Raw genomic sequence first — 18,558 nt, forward strand, 5'->3', positions numbered from 1 at the left:
GACTTGACGATGGAATTGTGGCCCTTTCTAGATCTTGAAATCTCCTTGATTAACAATGTTTATGTCATTCCACTCTCAGATAATTATGCCCATGGCTCTTTAATGCTGACGAATGAGCAACGATACGCTCACGCTTCGGGTAACCAAGATGGGGCAGGGTTTTCAGACCCCATGCCAACCTATGATGGTATTGCGTGTATTGAGGGAAATGAGGAAGATGTATCGAGTCTCATGACTACCTATTCGGCGGACGGTTCGTTGTCGCAAGAAGGCATGACGGAGTCTGAAATGCTCAGTTGTGATGACATGGATTTTCCAGAATGGAAACCGGAACCAAACGACCCGTCTGATCCCTCAGATCTGATTCCTGGTATAATGACCCCGATTTTCACAATTTACTCCAAGTACAATTTAGACATTTACTGTACGAAGTACGAGCAGGACCTTACCCAGAACCTTGACGTTCCCGAGGACCTGATTTTTCAACCTCTGGGCGATAACTCCCAGTACTGCGTCGTTGTTTTAGTTGATGATGATGGCAACCATATTTTTCCAACCAATGAAGCCCGAGATCAGTACGATTCTGAGTGCTACCTAAAGACTGCTGAAGATTGTGAAGACGATGGTCAGTGTATCTTAGAGGAGCGCATCGTGGGCGATGATGGCGAGGTTGTCATGCACTGCGGCAAAGCTTGACCTGTTTGAGAACTTAACTTCTGAGAAGCGGGGAGCAGGCTTAGAGTTTGCTTCCCGCTTTATTTTTGAATCAATTTTTTCACTGCCCGAAAATAAACCCAATCAGGTATCCATCTTCGAAAACGCCATTGCCAGGCACTGGTTGCAGGCAGGGTGTTTCTATATTTCCAGCGTTGGCCATCCAGGAGTTCGTAAACCCGTTTGGCAATGTTGCTCGCAGGTGGCAATTTCTTTTGTTCGGCGAAAAATTGAAGCGCCTTTGCCATAGCGCCGTAGCGTTCATGGTCAAAATACGGTTCCACCTGGTGTTTGCACTTTTCCCAGATAGAGCTGGCATGAGAGCCGGGTTGAACAATCGCAACTTTGACTCCGTCGTGCTCAAGTTCCATAGCCAAGGCATCGGTTAGAGCTTCAAGCGCGCGCTTGGATGCGGAATAGGGGCCATAGAGAGGGAAAGTTAAATCGGAGGATACCGAAGAAAGCATCACGATTTTCCCTTTGGTTTTTCGAATCTCCGGTAGGAGCAAGCGGGTCAGCTCGAAAGGTCCGAATACATTCACCTCGAACTGCTCACGCAATCTGTCTCGTGAGAGTTCTTCGATGGGTGCGACCACAACATTTCCAGCATTGTTAACCAAGCCATCGATACCATCAGGCGACCAGCTTAGAGCAGCCTTGGCGAAATTCAGAACCGACTCCGAGCTTTGAAGGTCTAAGATTTCTACCTTGCAGCCGAGCTCTTCAAGCTGAGCAGCATCTTTGGTTTTACGCACAGATGCCAGTACGTCCCAGCCTTGGTTTCGTCCTAAGCGGGCCATGGCAAGACCGAGGCCAGAGGAGCATCCTGTAATGACGACCTTTCTCATGAGCAAAATCCTAGCACATAAGTGGACGGGCCATAAACGAAGGCGCCATTCACCGTATTATTTGACGGAGGTGTATTGTAAACTCGGGCCATTGAACAAAGAAGAAAGGGCTCCTTTAAGGAGAACGATATGAGCATTCTTGATTCGCTCGACCAATGCGGCAGCGACCGCCTTTTTTGGTTTACCGATAGGCCAAGTGGCTTGCGGGCTGTGATTTGTGTGGACGACCTCACATTAGGCCCTGCGGCGGGCGGCGTCCGCACACGCTCCTATGCTACTGAGCAGGATGCTCTAGAAGATGTTTGCGCTCTTGCTCAAGCGATGACCCGCAAGTGCGCTCTCGCCGGCTTGGCCGCAGGCGGCGCGAAAGCTCTCGTGTTAGAGGATAAACTCACCAATCGCTCGGCCGCTTTTATGAGACTGGGTGGTTTTATTGAGGAGCTAGGCGGTATGTTTCGTACGGCGGGAGATCTTGGAACGACAACCCAAGATTTAGAGGCCATGGCAACCACCACACAGTATGTTCACACCGATACGTCGCATTTAGCGGGCTCAGTAGCCCGCACCACCTTGCGGTCTATGGAGGCGGCATTGGAAGTGCTGGGTGAGACTGGATTGCGCGGCAAGAAAGTATTGGTCCAAGGCTGCGGCGATATGGGCGAAGCAGTTGCGAAAGCATTGGTAGCGGCCGGAGCAGAGGTATTGTTATCAGATTTATTAGCTGAGCGAAGCGCTGAGGTTGCGAAAGATTTAGGCGTTCAAGCAATCCGTTCCGAAGACTTATTTCAAGTCGAGGCGGACGTCTTTGCTCCTTGTGCGGTTGGCGGTGTGATAGACGACGCCTTGGCCCGAACGCTTAAAGTAAGAACCGTGTGCGGCGCAGCCAACAATGTACTCGCAGAAGATGAAGCCGGTGAAACTTTGATGGAGCGCGGGATCATTCTTGTTCCTGATGTGCTCAGCTCCTCCGGTGCAGTCATCGATGGCATTGGCCGCAGTGTCATGGGGCTCTCGGATAGAGGCGACCTACTCAATGAGATCCGGGACACCACGTTTGTGATTCTCAAAATGGCACAAGATGAAAACATTCCGCCTCACCGCGTGGCGATGGATGTTGCGGATGCCCGCTTGGCCAGAGCAAAAGAAAAGAAATAATCGATAAGCATGTCATCCAAGTTATCTCTTCCCATTGAGTCGCACCTAGCCGGCGCCCTGCAAAAGCTTAAGGCCAATGGTCAGCTTGTATTAGAGGCTGAGCCGGGTGCGGGTAAAACCACACGTTTCCCGTTGGCGCTTTTAGACTCAGGGCTTACTTCGGGCTTGATTATCGTGGTCCAACCTCGCCGAATAGCCGCACGGATGGTGGCGCATTTCCTTGCTGAGACGATGCAGGAGTCAGCCGGGGATACCATTGGTTACCAGGTGCGTTTTGAAAAACGCCTGGGTCCAAAAACACGCGTTTTGTTTATGACTGAGGGGATGCTGCTGAGGCGTATGCAAGGCGACCCCGAACTTGAGGGCGTGGGTGCGGTGATTGTGGATGAATTCCATGAGCGTTCTTTGGCTCTCGATGTCATGGTCGCACTTCTGGGAAAACTTGTACGGTCCCGTACAGATAAGCTTTGGCTGGTGGTGATGTCCGCAACGATGGACGGCCAAAAAGTAGCCGAGTATCTGGGAGGAGCTGAGCATATCAGCGTACCGGGTCGCGTGTTTCCTGTGGAAATGAAGCATCTTGATGTTCCAAGCCAGAATCATCTCGACCAGCAGGTGCGAGTCGCAGTTGGACGGGCGCTCTCTGAAAATTCGGAGGGGCACATCTTGGTCTTTCTACCGGGTGTGGCCGAGATTCGAAGAGCGCGTAAGGCCTGTGAAAAGTATCAGCGCGCAGGTGAAATTGAGATTTTTGATTTACATGGCTCGCTTGCCCTTAAGGCGCAGCGCCAAGCCTTGGCTAAAACGAATTGCCGTAAGATTATCTTGAGCACGAATATTGCCGAGACATCGCTCACCATTGATGGAGTGCGCGCGGTCATCGACTCAGGTCTGGTCCGGGAGTCGCGCTTTAATCAGCAGCGCGGTGCCTCAAGTCTTGTGATGTGCAATATCAGTCAAGCTTCTGCAACGCAGAGAGCTGGACGTGCCGGGCGTACTCAAGAGGGCACTTGTTACCGTCTCTATACGCGGCAAGCGTATGGGCGTTTCTCCGCATACGATACTCCAGAGATTCTTCGCGCTGATTTGGCCGAGCCAATGCTGATGCTCGAAAGTCTTGGGCTGAAGATTGAATTGATGCCATTTTTGGATGCGCCACCTGAAACGGCTTTATTACAGGCACGGAGTTTATTGAAAAAGCTCTCTGCGATTGGTGATGAAGGGCTACTTTCGCTGGGCAAAGAGATGCTGCGTTTACCACTGCATCCGCGCCTTGGGCGGTTGGTCTTGGCTGCAAAGGAAACGGGCGCCGGTGCCGATGGAGCTTTATTGGCGGCACTTTTGGCAGAACGTGATATCCGCCAAAATAGAGATGAGCCGCTTGAGACCGGAGACTCAGACCTCTTGGCACTGCGAGACCTTTTTACTGAAGTTGAAAAAGCTGGGTTTTCCGAGCGCATGATGCGCCATGCTCGGTTGAATGTTTTAAGTGTTCAGAGGGTTCGCCAGGCCAGGGACCAGCTCCTACGCAGCATTTCTTGTAAGAAAAGTTCTACAGATAATGAAGATGCGCTTTTGCAGGCGATTCTCTTAGCCTACCCCGATCAGGTGGCTCGTATGGCTGTGGCCAGCGGGAAGCGCAAAGGTGAGCAGGATCTTGTGATGGTTGGCGGCGGCCGGGCAGCTCTGCATGCATCTTCCGTGGTTCGTGAAGGTGAGTGGGTGGTGGCGCTTGATGTAGAAGAGCGCCAAACGGGAACCGACCGGCGGGCATGGGCCCGTCAAGTGAGCCGCATTGAGCCCGATTGGCTTCTGGACCATTTCGAAGATGAAGTTGAAGCGGTGGACGGTATCGAATGGGATGGTGCAAGAGGCCGGGTGGATGCCATCAGCCAGCTGCGCTACGGGAGTCTTGTACTTGAAGAAAGCCGGGAGCGGGCAAAACCAGATGAGGCCGTGACTGAACTTTTAATTACCGAAGCGATGCGTAAAGGCGCGGAGCAATTTGTTGATATGGGAGCCTTCGCCTCGTTGGTGCGAAGGTTAGAATACGCGCGAGAGTTTTTCCCTGATGTCGAGGTACCTGAAGTGTCTCGGGATGACGCTCAGTCCCAGCTTCGGCTGGCCGCAAAAGGCCTGACCTCATTGAAAGAACTCTCCGCTGTGAATTGTGTGAAGCGGGCGGAAGAGTCTTTAAGTTACGAAGTACAAAATGTTTTGCGAAAGCAGCTGCCGACCCAAGTGAGTCTTAAGGGAGGCCGAAAGCTGACTGTTACTTATGAACCGGATAAGCCGCCTTGGGTGCAAAGCTACTTGCAGGATTTCTTTGGCATGGACCAAGGTCCCGCGATTGCTTCAGGCCGTTTAGCACTCACTTTACATTTACTTGCCCCAAACCGCCGGGCTGTTCAGGTCACTGGAGACTTGCCAGGGTTCTGGGACAATCACTACCCGGGCTTGCGGCAGTCCCTCATGCGGCGATATCCAAGACATGGTTGGCCTGAAGATCCAAGAACAGCCTCGCCAACTCGCCCGACAAGACGAAGAAAGAAACAATCATGAGTCAAGATACCACCACCCACCCTTTGGATAGAATGATTCGTGGAGCTACCACATTGGCAATGGTGGCCGCGGTATTTTATCTGGTCGCCTATGTGGCAGATGTTCTGGTTCCCTTGGCGCTGGGGATACTATTGGCTTATCTCTTGGACCCGGCCGTGGCATGGGTGCAGTCGGGTGTTAAGAAGCGCAATCTGGCAGTTTTTATAACGGTAAGCGGAGCTTTACTCCTCTTAACGTTGCTGGCCTGGGTTCTTGTGCCCATGATTTCTGGAGAGTTCAAAAATCTAATGGTGATGGTGCGTGAAGCATTGGAGCCAGGTTCAACTTTTCGTGCCGGTCTTCGAGAGCGTATCCCAGTCGATGTTTTCATTTTAGTTGAGCAGGTGCTGCGCAGCGAAGAAGTTCAAAGCTTTGTTAAAGAGAGCAATGAGCTTCGCTCGGCCGGTATTCATGTGATGCGCAAGCTTGTACCCGGTCTTTGGGGGATCTTATCGGGCGCATTTTCAGTGGTGGGCTTGGTGATTCAAGCCTTGCTGGTCTTTGTGTATCTGATTTTTATATTGGTCGACTTTAGGAAGTTCCAAGAATCTTGGCGCGATTTTTTACCGCCGCAGTGGCGCGTGGGGATTGTGGATTTTCTAAGTGAGTTCAACGATGCGATGTCGGTCTATTTTCGCGGCCAATTCTTAGTTGCCTCAACAGTCGGTGTCGTGTTTGCGATTGGTTTCTCGATTGTCGGCATCAAAATGGCAATTCTGATGGGCCTAATGATTGGGCTTTTAAATATGGTGCCCTATCTGCAGTTGGTGGGCGTCGTGCCGGCCCTTATTCTTGCTGTGGTCACAGCAGTAGAGCAGGGCAGCGGCGTACAAGGTTACTTAATTGGCGTAGGTGTTGTCTTTTTGGTGGCACAGATTCTTCAAGATGTTGTCATCACGCCGCGTATCATGGGAGAGGCTACGGGACTTCGTCCTGTTGTTATCCTCTTTTGTGTGTTCTTTTGGGGTAAGTTACTTGGGTTTTTGGGTGTTTTGTTGGCTATCCCATTAACGTGTTTGGGACTGGCCCATTACCGCCGTCTTCTTAAGGCGCAAGCTGCAGAGATGCAGGCAAAGGTATAGACAACTTATGGCTCGTAAAAGTCGCTCAAATCGTCCGAACCGTTCCGGTAAGCGTAAGTCATCATCGGATGCCAAGAAGCGCCACCCGAACCGCCGTCAGCACCGTAAGCAGTCTGATGTTGAACAGCCGCGGCTTAAAGGAAGCATTCAGCTCAGCGGAGACGGCAGTGGCCGACTGATTCCCGAGAAAAAAGATGCTGACTATGTATTTTTGCATCCAGAAGAAGTGGCCGGATTGCATACCGGTGATGTCGTTACGGCGGAGCTTCATGTTGGACGAAGAGGAAAAGTAAAGGGACGCATTGTCGAAGTTCACGAGCATGCAAATGATGCTTTGGTTGTGGGCATCGTTCATGAAAACCGCCGTGGCCTCTTTGTTGTGCCACGAGGCGGCGGTATCCCTATTGTATTGGAAGACAGTTCTGAGCTTGAAGTTGAGACTGCTGTAATAGTGCGTCTTACTGAGCGTGGCGATGATACAAAAGTTGCCCGCGGTGAACTTGAAGAGGTACTGGGAGATCCCGATCACGAGATGGTGGCCATTCAAGCCGCAATTTTAGCCACAGGTTTACCCAATGAGTTTCCTGCAGCGGTTTTAAAAGAAGCCGATTCTAAGCCAGATGTTGACCCTAAGAAGGTTTTGGATGGTCTGCGTAAAGACCTGCGCGAAGTAACGCACGTAACGATTGACGGTGCCGATGCTCGCGACTTTGATGATGCGGTGGCGGCAGAAGAGCAGAAGAATGGAACGCGTATCTGGGTGTCGATTGCCGATGTAGCAAGCTATGTGCAACCAGGTTCGGCGCTTGATGATGAAGCGCAAAACCGCGCAACGAGCGTTTATTTTCCCCACATGGTGTTGCCGATGTTACCGGAGCAGCTCTCCAATGGTTTGTGCTCGCTGCGCCCTGACGAATTACGTTTGGCGATGACCTGTGAGTTTCTTGTGGGTACCGATGGTAAGCCCCAAGACATTAATATCTACCCATCATTGATTAAGAGCGCAGCGCGTCTGACCTATGAGCAGGCGCAATCGGTGCTCGATAATACGGAAGAAGCGGCCGATTTACCGGAGCACATCCGAAAGCTCATTGTTCGGTTGAACCGTGCCTCAGGTTGTATTCGTAAAGAGCGTCAGGGCAGAGGATGCCTGGAGCTTGAACTGCCGGAAGCCAAAGTTTTGGTTGATGAAGAGAACAGGCCGGTTACCATTGTGCGGCGCGACCGGATCGCTGCGCATAAGCTTATTGAAGATTTAATGATTGCAGCCAACGAATCGGTTGCTTCTTATCTCCTAGTAAAAAGCATCCCCGGCATGTTTCGAATTCACGAGCCACCGAAAGCGGAGAAGCTCAAGCCTTTGAAAAAGTGGTCCAAGCGGCTCGGTATTAAGTTTGATTGGAAGCGGGCAGACGAGCCTGCGACCCTAGGAAACTTTGTTGCTCAGCTTCAAGAACATGATCCCGCAGGCGTTGTGCAGATGCTTTTGCTGCAGTCGTTGCCGCAGGCGCGTTATTCACCAGAGAACGAAGGACACTTTGGCCTTGGTTCAGAAGCATATCTGCATTTCACATCACCGATCCGGCGTTATCCCGACTTATTGGTACACCGCGCACTTTGGCAGATGTGGAAAAAGAAAGGTCCCATCGAAGACCTCGAAGACCATGCTCGCAATACATCCTCCAAGGAACGGCGCGCTGTTTCTGCAGAGAGAGATGTAACGCAGCTGATGGGGTGTTTTATCGCAAAACGCCATGTCGGCGAGTCGATGACGGTGACGGTCATGGGCGTGCACTCCGTGGGTGCTTTTGTAAGGGCCAATGAACTCTTTGTAGAAGGACTTTTACCCATCGAGTCCATTGGGCGCTTTTACAATGATTACTTCGAATGCGAGCAAGAAGAGGGCATGTTGCGAGGCCAAAACGGTGGCCACAACGTGAGCATGGGTGACGAGCTTGAAGTGGTTCTCGCCCAGGTCGACCCCGATTTACGCCGCATTAACTTTGCGATGGACGAACCCGAAGACGGTCAAAAACCTGCCGCAACGCCAAGTCTGCGGGCGATTCAGGGACGTAAACCGCGATTGTCCTTACGGCAAGAGCAGCGAAATCGAGCGAAGAAAAAAGGCAGAGGTGGTGCGAAGAAGCGAGGAGGCAAAGGTAAAGGTGGGAGTAAGTAAATTCTTATTGGAGCCAATCCGTTTCATACTCACCACTTTGATGAGTCGCTACGTCTAACATAGCCACCAGCATACTTGCTCGCTTCTCAATTTCGGACGACTCTAAAAGAGCCTGCTTATCACTTGGGTCAAATGGCGCGCCCATTGCTACTGCATTGAGTAGTTCTTCATCTTCAGCTTTGCGAAGTTCTTCCCAGCTAATATTAATTTCCTGACTGACGGCAAACGCTTTGAGTTTTTCGAAAAGCTTAACGCGATCTAAAAATCCCGGTACCGGTGGGCAGAGGTCTTCTAGGTATTCTTCAAACCGGGGCGATACGATTCGAAAGCCCCCTTGTGCCGTAGGCAATTCTTCTTCGATGTTAAAGCGACAAACCCCGGTCAGTACGAGGAAGTAACGTCCATCGTCGGTTTCCTGGAAGGAGCTAATTTTTCCGAGACAACCGGTTTCGTAAATTTCAGGTTTCTCTGAGGGATCTCGAAGATTCTTGGGTTGGACCATCCCAATCATACCCGAGTTCTCCAGTGCATAGGTGACCATGGCTCGGTAACGTGGTTCAAATATGTGCAGAGGCATGTTTGCTCTTGGTAACAAGAGGCAACCCGGGAGGGGAAAGATCGGCAAGAGATTGGGGGTCTGTTCGAGTTCCAACTTCGATTCCTCACGCAAGCAACACGTTGATAAGAGCTTACCAGCAATGAACCTCAGAGGGTACGAGTTTCGGATGAACCGGTGCGAATCTATGTATGGAGATGTCTGAGCGTGTCAGTTACTTTTGAGCACCAGAAGGCTTTGGCAGGTTTCTAGGTCAGGCTGTCTGCATTGCTCGGAAGTAATGCACTCTGTGTAGGCTTCCAGGCTTGCGTCGGTAAATGTCGCCAGCACGCGCTCGCAGATCTCAGCAGAGCCACTGAATCCAAGATTTACATCGCAGGTCGTCGCATATTGAATCAAGGTTCCACAAGCGTCTTGCGCAGGAGAGCGATCAACGAAACGAAGTTTCGCCATGCAATCGAGTCGTAAGGCTAAATCGTCACACGCGACATCTTGTAGACAGGTTCCGTAAACGAGGAGGCTCGCAGCAGTAAAAACGTCTGTTTGAAGAAGGCACGTGCCGATGTCTTGAGCATCAACCGCAAGGTACCCGCTGGTTTGTCCTTCGCATTGTTCGGTCCAATCCATGATAAGGCCGCATGCCTCGAGGGCATCGGTAACGCTGGTGGGCACAATGTATTTCTGGCATTCGGAGTAGCGATTATCGGAGCTTGTGGGACAACCAGGCCCGGTCATGCATTCAACCCAGGCGGTAAAAGTATCGCTGGTTAAACCGTCGCTGGCGTTTCTGCAGTTGTCTTCGGTACCGGTTGGTTCAAGGCCACAAGCGGTTGACCAGAGTTTGTATTGCAGACATGGGTTGTCGTTGGCTGCGGTCACATGGGTTTCTTGGCAGCTTTTGATGGCTTCGTTGTCACTGCAATCAGATGCGTTGATGCAGCTGGCAAACGGGTCGAATACCTCTGGAGTGAGTTCTTGACGCATAGAACCGCAGAGTGCTTGCTCCCGATCCACATAGCGGATGTCTACGCCGTCACACCCTTGAGCATGGGCTTTGAGGCTATCGCAGGTGCTGGTGTTGCACCCTTGGAGAAATCCTAGAAGACCGAAGATAAAAGCCAAGTATCGCATCGCAGACCCTAGCATCTCTTGTTTCTATATTTCCAGGGCATAGAGTCTCTGGTGCGGCTCTTGAGGTATTTTTTTGTCTCGAATTCTTAACGCTTGCGATGCGAGGCTTGTGTGGGGTTGTGGGTTGGCATTAACTAAGACCCATGGATGTTCGACTCTTTCATACATTTTCTGGTTTCGTGAAGGGCATACGTGAGCAATCTACGCTTAGTCAGCGAAACTTCGCGAAAAGGCTGGGGGTTTCATCAGGGTATGTGGGGCAATGGGAAATGGGTATTTCCCAGCCTGCGGACGAAATGATCGACAAAATCTGCGCCGAGTTTGGAATTGAGGATGTGGAGTACATAAAACGACTCGCCTTTGCACAGCGTTCCCCGAAGTGGCTTCAAGAATCGATTGTACATTACCGGCGCACGGGTGAGGGGCCGCAAACTCTAAAAGATGTTGAGCGTAAGGTACTTGAGCAAGTACGTCGGCTTGGTGAAAAAGATCAGCAACGGTTGGCTGATCGAATCGTAGGCTGGGTAGAGGCCTTAACCAACCATTGATGAGCAAAAAAAAACGGGCTCTTTCGGTGAAGAAAGAACCCGTTTTCGATTTACTCTAAAAGAGAAACTTAGTTGCCAGCAGCAGTCTTTGCTACTTCAGCAGCGAAGTCTTCGGTACGCTTCTCAAGACCCGCACCCAGTTCGAAACGAACATAGCGACGGATAGTGATTTTTTCACCGATTTTAGCAACGAGTTCATTTTGAACTTCTGTTACGCTTTGCTTAGGCTCCTTGATGAACGGTTGATCCATCAAGCAGATTTCTTTGAAGAACTTGTTGATACGTCCTTCAACGATTTTCTCAACAACGTTTGCAGGCTTGCCTTCGTCAGCAATCTGAGCAGCTAGAATTTCTTTTTCCTTAGCTACCAGCTCCGCAGGAACTGCTTCACGGTTAAGGTACTGTGGATTTGCAGCAGCAACGTGCATTGCAACGTCACGAACAAAACCTTGGAAGTCTTCGTTACGTCCAACGAAGTCAGTCTCGCAGTTGATTTCAACGAGTACACCGATTTTACCACCACCGTGGATGTAGCTTCCAACGAGTCCTTCAGACGCGATGCGCCCAGCCTTCTTAGCGCTTGCAGCGAGGCCTGACTTACGAAGTGTTTCAACAGCGCCGTCGAAGTCACCGTTTGCTTCGCCGAGTGCTTTTTTACAATCCATGATACCAGCACCAGTTTTAGCGCGTAGTTCTTGAACTTGTTTTGCAGAAATTGCCATGTCGATCTCCTACCCATTTTTTTTTGGGTTATAAACTAAGGGGGAAAGTGGGCTCCGCAGAGCCCACCTCGTAGTTTGAATGAATTATGCTTGTGCTTCAGGCTTGGCTTCAGCAGCAGGTGCTTCAGTGGCAGGTGCTTCAGTAGCAGGTGCTGCATCTGCAGGCTTGCCTACAACTTCAACCTTAGGTCCGCCGTCTTTGCCAGCAGATTGGCGTGGCTTGCCTGGAGCAGGTGCGCCTTTAGCAGAGGCTTGTGCCTTAGACTCACGCTCAGTCAGAGACTTCTGGAAGTACTCGGCGCCTTCATTACAAGCAGCCGCAGCAGCTTGGATGAAAATGCGAATAGAGCGAATTGCATCATCGTTACCTGGGATGATGTAATCTACGTTTTCTGGGTTGCAGTTGGTGTCTACGAGAGCCACAACTGGGATACCAAGCTTCTTAGCTTCAGCAACCGCGATGTGCTCTTTCTTAACGTCGATGACGAAAAGTGCACCAGGAAGCTTAGCCATGTCTTTAATACCGCCGAGGGTTTTCTCAAGCTTGTCTTGCTCGCGCGTCAGCTTCAGAACTTCCTTTTTGGTAAGCTTGTCGAATGTTCCGTCTTCAGCCATTTTTTCAATGTTGCGAAGGCGGTCGATACTTGCTCGTACTGTTCGGTAGTTTGTTAAACATCCACCAAGCCAGCGATGCGCTACAAAGAATTGACCAGCAGCACCAACGTGCTCATGGATAACATCTTGTGCTTGACGCTTGGTTCCAACGAAAAGTACTTTTTCGCCGCGGCCAGTTACTGCTGAAAGAAAGCTAGCAGCCTTGTTGAACATCGGAACAGTTTGCTGAAGGTCGATGATGTAAACACCATTGCGGGCACCGAAGATGTAAGGCTTCATGCGGGGATCCCAGCGGTTGGTTTGGTGACCAAAGTGGACACCGGCTTCAAGCATTTCACGCATAGTGAGTGTAGGCATTCTTTTCTCCTGAACGGTTTTTCATCCGTCTGGTCTTATGTGGTCGTTTTGCTGAGACTTTTTGCCACAGCACCGCCCGACCAACTGCCCAGACGTGTAAGTTAACTTCGCCAAAATGACGTAGCCGCGCCGTCGTAGCATAGGGATGAAGGCTTGGCAATCAATTCGCCGGGCTCAAATTAGAGGAAAAGTGCATATTTATGAGGTGGTTAGAGAGACGATCAAGTCGCTGGGAGATCGTTGAAAGTTGGTTTTCGGAGTGCTTCGGGTGAGGTAAGTCCGAAAAGTGTCTTTTCGTGGCAGATTAAATTTTGCACAGAGCTCCCAGCGCAAAGTATAATCAATCCCATGCTACTGCAATCTAAAGGCTTTTTCGATTTTCGTGAGTTCAAAGCGCGCCTGGGTCAAATACTTGTGATGACCGTGCTTTGTCTTTGTGTCCCGACTTCAGTTTGGGCCGCGGGTCCTCGCATCGTTCTTTTGCCAAACCAGATGGCGGGCGGTCCTGATGTGGCCACCGTGGCGCGCACTGTGTTGGGCCCTAAACTGTCTGATGTTGCGGAGGTTGTTCCTTATGGAGCCTTTGTAAAGGCTGGACGAAAAGCCGGAATCAGAAGTGGTAAAATGGCTACAGCGAAGGCCATCAAACGCGTCGGCAAAAAACTCAATATCGATTTGGCATTTATTGTTGAAGGATTTGTCAAAGTGAAACGGGTGGGCAAAAAACGCCGTAAGCGTAAGCGTCCTCAAATCCGGATTGCTTTGATTCAGGTCGCCACTGGCAAACTTCTCTATACGAATACGTGGTCTGTCGTGGGCAATCGGCTAACACCAAGAGAAGCTGGAAAAGTCATCGGCGGTCTCAAGCCTCAAGTGCAAAAGCATGCGCCCCCGAAGCGCGCAAGTCAGCAAAAGAATACTATTTCGAATTTGCCGGTGGTTCCTCCTGCGGCTGTGCCCGAGGCAAGAGCATCTGCTCCGGTTCCAGCTCCTAAAAAAGATGAACCAAGTGCGTTCTTACGACCGGTTGCAGAAGCAGAGGATGATTCACCTCCACCTCCGCCCCCAACTCCTAAAGCGAAGAGGCGAAATGTTCCTGCAGTTTCAGAGGTTGATACCCAGCCGGCACCAAAAGTTGAGGCCGATCCATGGGCAGTTCAAAATGGGGGTGGCTCTCAGGCTTCTGATCCATGGGCTGCAGGAAATTCTCAAGACTCTTCGAGCAGCGCGGACCCATGGGCAACACCGAAAGATGCCGACCCATGGTCTACGAGCCAAGAGCAGCCACCTGCCGATCCAGCAAAAGCTGCATCTCAAGAGCAGAGCGAGCAATGGGCTGCCCAACCGAATACTGGGGAAAACTCAACATGGGGTGATAATGAGGGTCCCATCGCATCACGACGCGATGAGAGTGAGCAGTATGGTCCAGCTTTTCGCAGAGCGTTGCGCTTTATGGTTGGAGCCGGTGCAGTGCGCAGGGAGGCTGCCATCCCAGACCCGAATGTTGAAGGGCAATCTTCGATTTCCTACGGTCTAGGCGGCGGCATGGGTAGTTTTACGCCAGGCGCTGTGGGCTCACTTGATATCTATCCTTTACGTTTTGCGGATATCGGCGGCCTACTGGGTGGCTTTGGTATTACGGTTGATTTTAGTTTTTTCCCGCGCTCTGCCTATGAAGCGGACAGCCAAGGCAATTTGTCAGGCGAACCAATCACGAGCAATGTGCTGAGTTTACGAGGTGGCTTGCTCTGGGATTTTGCACTTTGGGAAGACACCACAGCGCCTCAAATCGGCGTGGTGGCGGGTTTTCATTACTACACTTTCCCTCTCGATAGCGCGTCCTTTCCAGGGGTGGATTACTCGGGACCTTATTTCGGTGCTAACTTCCAATTGCCGATGTCTGAATCTTTTCAAATCGTCTTAGGCGGCGACCTCACGATGCCTTTGATGCCAGGTGGAGGTACCTCAAAACTTGGTACATCGGGTACGGGCTACGGTTTTGGCAGCAATGCTTCCATGGTTTACAGTCTCTTACCTGCAACCGGTATACCTATAGAGTTTGAATTGGGTGGGCGCTATGATTCCTACAATTCAAAATTTGAAGGTCAGACGAGCCTCGGAGGCAATGTGGAAGTTCTTGAGAACGCCGAGCTTCGCGATGTCTCATGGTCTGGATATTTTCTAGTAGGCTTTTCGCTCTAAAGCTTTTGCAGACTCGTTTATTTTGTAAGGCTTAAGAACGCTGTTTCCAGGCTGGTTCCACGTTGAATTCCAACGACCGGACATTCACGCTCAATGAGAATACCCATAGCTTCGTGAATGATGCGCGAGGGTTTACGTTCTTGGGCGAAATAGATGGTGAGCATCTCGCCTGATAGTGACAAGTTGTCATTCCCAAAATGAGACGACAAGGAATCCATGGGGATGTTGGCGCCTTTTTCAAACTCAATCGTAATCTCAGCACTGCTTCTTGTAAGGCTTGCAATGGTTCCCAGTGCTTGTGTTTTACCGTGGTCCAAAATCGCACCATGGGTACAGATTTCCTGGATGTCGGCTAGGTTGTGGCTGGAAACAAGGACGGTTGCTTTGGGACTTTGGGAGGCAATCAGATCTTTAACAATACGCGCGTTATGAGGATCTAGCCCTGCAGTGGGTTCGTCGAGCAAGAGAAGCTTGGGCTCTCCAAGAATCGCTTGGGCAAGGCCTGCGCGCTTGGTCATACCGTGGGATAGTTCGTGGCCGCGTTGTTTAGCGGCATCTTTCAAACCCACAGCTTCCAGCACACGGTCAGCTTCTCGTCCACACTCCAAGGGTCCCATGCCCATCAACGCGCCCATGTGTTTGAGCGTTTTACGAAGCGAGAGCTTGGATGGTAGGGCGGCGTCTTGAGGTAGAACGGTCACCTGACCTCTTAATTTGTAAAGCTCAGAAGGGGCATGGCCAAGTACACGGACCTGCCCTCCGCTTGGTCTTAGCCATCCACATAAGATTCCGAAGGTTGTGCTTTTACCTGCGCCGTTTGGACCGAGGAGACCAAATACAGCTCCTTCAGGGACTTTGAGGCTTAAACCGTCGAGTGCTTGAACACTGCCGTAACGTTTCGAAAGACCATCGGTTACAAGTGCGTTGCTCATAGGTCTCTCCCTGCAAGCTTGCGGTCGGCAAGAAAGAGAAAAAAGGCTCCGAACCCGATGTAGGCCACAATACTGAGGAACATGTCTGGTCCTGAGACAAGCCATAAACCAGTATCGTAATGAGACGGACTAAAGTACTGCATGAAGCTCATATCATCCCAGTGCTTAAGCGCTCCCAAGATTTTAAGGGCAAACAATATGAAGATGATCATGACCAAGGCTCCGAAAGGCTGCTTGGCGAAGGTTGACGAGAAAGTCGTGATGGAGAGATAGCAAAACCCAACCGGGATTAAGAGTGCCCAAGATAGGGCGAGGCCGGGGAGAGTTGCTGCAACGTCGATGGAGTCTAGCATGGTCATTCCCAGTACAATGAGAACGCTAGCATTGACTAAAGTGACGGAACCAAAAAGAAGCATTTGAGCAATGGTTTTGCCAAACAAAATTTCTCGACGGCTGACCCTCAGGAGCTGGTAGCATATGGATCGGTTATGTAAATCACTCACTACGTGATCAAAGCTCGTCATCAGTATCAGGAGGGGGAGAAAGATAAGCGACGCCCAAAGGAAAACAGGCAGAATCGGAGAATCAATAAGGACCGGGTTGAGGTCTTCTTTGGGGACTCCTACGAAAAAAGAAATGATACCTTCATAAGCTTGGTCTTCTAAAACCGAGATTGCACTCACTGCATCTGCTGCACTTGCACCTTGAGCAATGAATCCCTCAATGGCTTTTTCTTCGATCTGATTCAAAGCGCCAACATAAACAAGGCTGCCGATGATACCACTGGCAAGATAGAGTCCGATGACCATCAAGGCTCTTCGGGTGGCCACAGCGGCTTGGAGTTCGTAAATAACGATTTCGAGAATATTGCGAATCACGGAGCTTTTCCTGCCTTAAGTTGGTGTTTGAACTTGTTGCCTGCATTGTTGGCGCGTGTAAAGCACTGCCTAGCCGACGCACCAACTTGCGGCTACCTTCAATCGCGATGCTTTGGAGAGAAACGGTTCTTATGCGCCGAGTGCCGCTTCCACTACGTCTGAATAGACGCTGGCAACTTCAAGCGGTGTCCGCTTTGAGCCAAGGTTTGCTTCAGGAACCGTATCGGTTGCGGAGGCGGTTTTGAATTCCGTGAATTTGAGCCCGTGGGCGGTGGAGACCACCACGACCTGGGCGCCTTTTTCGATGTAGCCTTCGCTTAAACCTTGCTGAAGGCCGGCCACAGCGACTGCGGTATGCGGGCATAAATAAAGGCCGCGCTCGTCAGCGATACGCGCAGCTTGTGTGAGCTCTTGCTCTGCAACAGATGCGACTCGGCCGTTGCATGCTTTGAGCGCCGTGATCGCCTTGGGAAACGATACGGGGTTACCGATGCGAATCGCTGATGCCTGAGTGGCCTGCGCTTGAATGGGTTCAAGTGGGGCAAACTCTTTTTGAAAGCTGTGAAAAAGTGGGTTGGCTTTTTCCGCTTGAGCAACAAGAACCTTGGGTAGCTTATCGATGATGCCAGCGCTTTTGAGGTTTTCAAAGCCGCGGGTTAAGGCCGAGACGTTTCCGAGGTTACCACCAGGAATCACAACCCAGTCAGGTATTTTCCAACCAAGCCCTTGGCAGATTTCTAAAGCGACTGTTTTCTGCCCCTCGATGCGTAAGCTGTTTTTCGAGTTGGCAAGGTATACGCCTTGTTCAACACAAAGTTTTTGAACGTGCTCCATGCAACCATCGAAGTCGGTCTCAATGGCGATGACACGGGCACCATGGGCCAGCGGCTGAATCAACTGGGCGGCGCTAATCTTGCCTGATGGCAATAAAACCAGCGTACGGATTCCCGCGGCGGCTCCGTAGGCTGCCAAAGCTGCAGAAGTATCTCCAGTGGAGGCGCAGGCGACCGCCGGTATATCGCGCCCGGTTTTTCGAAGGTGATTTACCTGGGAGACCAAAACGGTCATGCCGAGGTCTTTGAATGAACCTGAAAGTGTATGCCCACATTGTTTAGTCAGCAGCTCAACACCGAGCTCTTCACTGAGACGAGGTGCTGTTGTGAGCGGGCTTGCTCCCTCGCCCAGAGAGACGATGTCTTCTTCAGGGAGATCGGGCAGGATCCATTCTCGAAATCTCCAGACGCCTGAACCATGATAGCCAGGGCGCCCTGCAAGGCGGCCATCGAAGAGTGTTTTCCATTCTTCGGGGCTTCGCGCTGTGAAAATGGAAGAATCTTGGCGAACTTCCAATAAATTTCCACACTTAGAGCAGCTGTAGACAGAATCTCGCAGACTGTGTTCGGTGTTGCATTCAATACAGGAAAAATGAGCTTTTGGGTCAGACATGGGTAGAGACTACGCCGCACTGCGGCAGGCAATCAACCCTCTAAGCTTGTCATTATGCAAAGATCTCTTATACTAAAATCATACTAAAGTGGTCCTCTATCTCGAGCTGCACTTGCTAAAGAGGGTAAGAGCAGGCTAGAGCATGAACTGAACCACCAAACGAGGTTGTAATCATGACGCTTTTACAAATCCAGCCAGCCGGCTCAGACGTGACTCCTACGCAGCCTATGCCGGTGCAAATCACTGAAAAAGCAGCTGAAATGGTCAAAAGTGCGATGGCTCAAGAAGAACTTATCGACCATGGCCTTCGGGTTGGTGTGACCGGTGGTGGCTGCTCAGGACTTCAGTATCTCCTGGATTTTGCTGAAACCCCTCGTGAAATCGACTATTCGCAGATGCAGCATGGCGTTGAAGTCTTCATCGATCCCTTCAGTGCAGCTCACTTGAGCGGAACGATCATCGATTACGTTGACTCACTCACGGGCGCTGGATTTAAGTTTGAGAATCCAAACATTGTGCGCTCTTGCGGTTGCGGCAGTTCTTTTCAGACTTGATGAGATGAAAAGCACCCGGCGCTCTGCCTGATGCTCCG

Annotated in this window: 16 protein-coding genes; 8 read left to right on the plus strand and 8 right to left on the minus strand. The window is 51.0% G+C overall.

The window, feature by feature from the left end:
• A partial coding sequence (locus HOK28_19000; protein MBT6435191.1) for a hypothetical protein occupies positions 1-696 on the plus strand: 696 nt, incomplete at its 5' end.
• Positions 697-755: 59 nt separating this feature from the next.
• Here the strand turns inward: HOK28_19000 and HOK28_19005 are convergent.
• A complete protein-coding gene (locus HOK28_19005; protein ID MBT6435192.1) occupies positions 756-1,562 on the minus strand; it encodes an SDR family NAD(P)-dependent oxidoreductase in 807 nt (268 codons plus the stop codon).
• A gap of 129 nt (positions 1,563-1,691) precedes the next feature.
• On the opposite strand from HOK28_19005, the gene HOK28_19010 reads away from it, so the two are divergent.
• From HOK28_19010 to rnr, 4 genes are read left to right on the plus strand one after another with little or no spacing between them, the layout of a single operon-like run.
• Entirely contained in the window at positions 1,692-2,717 is a 1,026-nt protein-coding gene (locus tag HOK28_19010) for a Glu/Leu/Phe/Val dehydrogenase (protein ID MBT6435193.1), read from the plus strand.
• 9 nt (positions 2,718-2,726) lie between these two features.
• Positions 2,727-5,279, plus strand: a complete 2,553-nt coding sequence (hrpB, locus tag HOK28_19015; protein MBT6435194.1) for an ATP-dependent helicase HrpB — start codon at positions 2,727-2,729, stop codon at positions 5,277-5,279.
• The gene (locus HOK28_19020; protein ID MBT6435195.1) at positions 5,276-6,400 is read left to right on the plus strand and encodes an AI-2E family transporter; all 1,125 of its coding nucleotides are present in this window, start codon (positions 5,276-5,278) and stop codon (positions 6,398-6,400) included. Before hrpB ends, HOK28_19020 begins: the two co-directional genes overlap by 4 nt.
• Positions 6,401-6,407: 7 nt before the next feature.
• Positions 6,408-8,579, plus strand: coding sequence for a ribonuclease R (gene rnr, locus HOK28_19025; GenBank protein ID MBT6435196.1), 2,172 nt, complete (start codon positions 6,408-6,410; stop codon positions 8,577-8,579).
• Between the two features lie 4 nt (positions 8,580-8,583).
• Here rnr and HOK28_19030 read toward each other — a convergent pair whose 3' ends face one another.
• A complete protein-coding gene (locus tag HOK28_19030; GenBank protein ID MBT6435197.1) occupies positions 8,584-9,231 on the minus strand; it encodes a peptidase S16 in 648 nt (215 codons plus the stop codon).
• Positions 9,232-9,345: 114 nt separating this feature from the next.
• Complete coding sequence (locus tag HOK28_19035; protein MBT6435198.1) at positions 9,346-10,266, minus strand: hypothetical protein; 921 nt, start codon at positions 10,264-10,266, stop codon at positions 9,346-9,348.
• Between the two features lie 143 nt (positions 10,267-10,409).
• Between HOK28_19035 and HOK28_19040 the strand changes: the two genes are divergently transcribed.
• On the plus strand, positions 10,410-10,814 hold the full coding sequence (locus tag HOK28_19040; GenBank protein MBT6435199.1) for a helix-turn-helix domain-containing protein: 405 nt from the start codon (positions 10,410-10,412) through the stop codon (positions 10,812-10,814).
• 68 nt (positions 10,815-10,882) lie between these two features.
• Here HOK28_19040 and tsf read toward each other — a convergent pair whose 3' ends face one another.
• The gene (tsf, locus tag HOK28_19045) at positions 10,883-11,536 is read right to left on the minus strand and encodes a translation elongation factor Ts (GenBank protein ID MBT6435200.1); all 654 of its coding nucleotides are present in this window, start codon (positions 11,534-11,536) and stop codon (positions 10,883-10,885) included.
• Between the two features lie 84 nt (positions 11,537-11,620).
• Positions 11,621-12,508, minus strand: coding sequence for a 30S ribosomal protein S2 (rpsB, locus tag HOK28_19050; GenBank protein MBT6435201.1), 888 nt, complete (start codon positions 12,506-12,508; stop codon positions 11,621-11,623).
• Positions 12,509-12,856: 348 nt separating this feature from the next.
• On the opposite strand from rpsB, the gene HOK28_19055 reads away from it, so the two are divergent.
• Positions 12,857-14,710: a hypothetical protein gene (locus tag HOK28_19055; protein ID MBT6435202.1), complete on the plus strand. Its 1,854-nt coding sequence runs from the start codon at positions 12,857-12,859 to the stop codon at positions 14,708-14,710.
• A 17-nt stretch (positions 14,711-14,727) separates the two neighbouring features.
• Here HOK28_19055 and HOK28_19060 read toward each other — a convergent pair whose 3' ends face one another.
• The 3 genes from HOK28_19060 to thrC all read right to left on the minus strand — a co-directional run bounded on the left by HOK28_19060 (position 14,728) and on the right by thrC (position 17,966).
• Positions 14,728-15,642, minus strand: coding sequence for an ABC transporter ATP-binding protein (locus tag HOK28_19060; GenBank protein ID MBT6435203.1), 915 nt, complete (start codon positions 15,640-15,642; stop codon positions 14,728-14,730).
• On the minus strand, positions 15,639-16,520 hold the full coding sequence (locus HOK28_19065) for an ABC transporter permease subunit (protein MBT6435204.1): 882 nt from the start codon (positions 16,518-16,520) through the stop codon (positions 15,639-15,641). Before HOK28_19065 ends, HOK28_19060 begins: the two co-directional genes overlap by 4 nt.
• A 129-nt stretch (positions 16,521-16,649) precedes the next feature.
• The gene (thrC, locus tag HOK28_19070; GenBank protein ID MBT6435205.1) at positions 16,650-17,966 is read right to left on the minus strand and encodes a threonine synthase; all 1,317 of its coding nucleotides are present in this window, start codon (positions 17,964-17,966) and stop codon (positions 16,650-16,652) included.
• A gap of 227 nt (positions 17,967-18,193) precedes the next feature.
• Between thrC and HOK28_19075 the strand changes: the two genes are divergently transcribed.
• Complete coding sequence (locus HOK28_19075; protein MBT6435206.1) at positions 18,194-18,520, plus strand: iron-sulfur cluster assembly accessory protein; 327 nt, start codon at positions 18,194-18,196, stop codon at positions 18,518-18,520.
• Positions 18,521-18,558 lie beyond the last annotated feature (38 nt).

This window comes from Deltaproteobacteria bacterium, assembly GCA_018668695.1.
Taxonomy (GTDB): domain Bacteria; phylum Myxococcota; class XYA12-FULL-58-9; order XYA12-FULL-58-9; family JABJBS01; genus JABJBS01.

What these genes read in the sequence shown, in the direction of transcription:
- HOK28_19005 (MBT6435192.1), bottom strand. Translation starts at nt 1,562, where the DNA reads ATGAGAAAGGTCGTCATTACAGGATGCTCCTCTGGCCTCGGTCTTGCC.
- HOK28_19010 (MBT6435193.1), top strand. Translation starts at nt 1,692, where the DNA reads ATGAGCATTCTTGATTCGCTCGACCAATGCGGCAGCGACCGCCTTTTT.
- hrpB (MBT6435194.1), top strand. Translation starts at nt 2,727, where the DNA reads ATGTCATCCAAGTTATCTCTTCCCATTGAGTCGCACCTAGCCGGCGCC.
- HOK28_19020 (MBT6435195.1), top strand. Translation starts at nt 5,276, where the DNA reads ATGAGTCAAGATACCACCACCCACCCTTTGGATAGAATGATTCGTGGA.
- rnr (MBT6435196.1), top strand. Translation starts at nt 6,408, where the DNA reads ATGGCTCGTAAAAGTCGCTCAAATCGTCCGAACCGTTCCGGTAAGCGT.
- HOK28_19035 (MBT6435198.1), bottom strand. Translation starts at nt 10,266, where the DNA reads ATGCGATACTTGGCTTTTATCTTCGGTCTTCTAGGATTTCTCCAAGGG.
- HOK28_19040 (MBT6435199.1), top strand. Translation starts at nt 10,410, where the DNA reads ATGGATGTTCGACTCTTTCATACATTTTCTGGTTTCGTGAAGGGCATA.
- tsf (MBT6435200.1), bottom strand. Translation starts at nt 11,536, where the DNA reads ATGGCAATTTCTGCAAAACAAGTTCAAGAACTACGCGCTAAAACTGGT.
- rpsB (MBT6435201.1), bottom strand. Translation starts at nt 12,508, where the DNA reads ATGCCTACACTCACTATGCGTGAAATGCTTGAAGCCGGTGTCCACTTT.
- HOK28_19055 (MBT6435202.1), top strand. Translation starts at nt 12,857, where the DNA reads ATGCTACTGCAATCTAAAGGCTTTTTCGATTTTCGTGAGTTCAAAGCG.
- HOK28_19060 (MBT6435203.1), bottom strand. Translation starts at nt 15,642, where the DNA reads ATGAGCAACGCACTTGTAACCGATGGTCTTTCGAAACGTTACGGCAGT.
- thrC (MBT6435205.1), bottom strand. Translation starts at nt 17,966, where the DNA reads ATGTCTGACCCAAAAGCTCATTTTTCCTGTATTGAATGCAACACCGAA.
- HOK28_19075 (MBT6435206.1), top strand. Translation starts at nt 18,194, where the DNA reads ATGCCGGTGCAAATCACTGAAAAAGCAGCTGAAATGGTCAAAAGTGCG.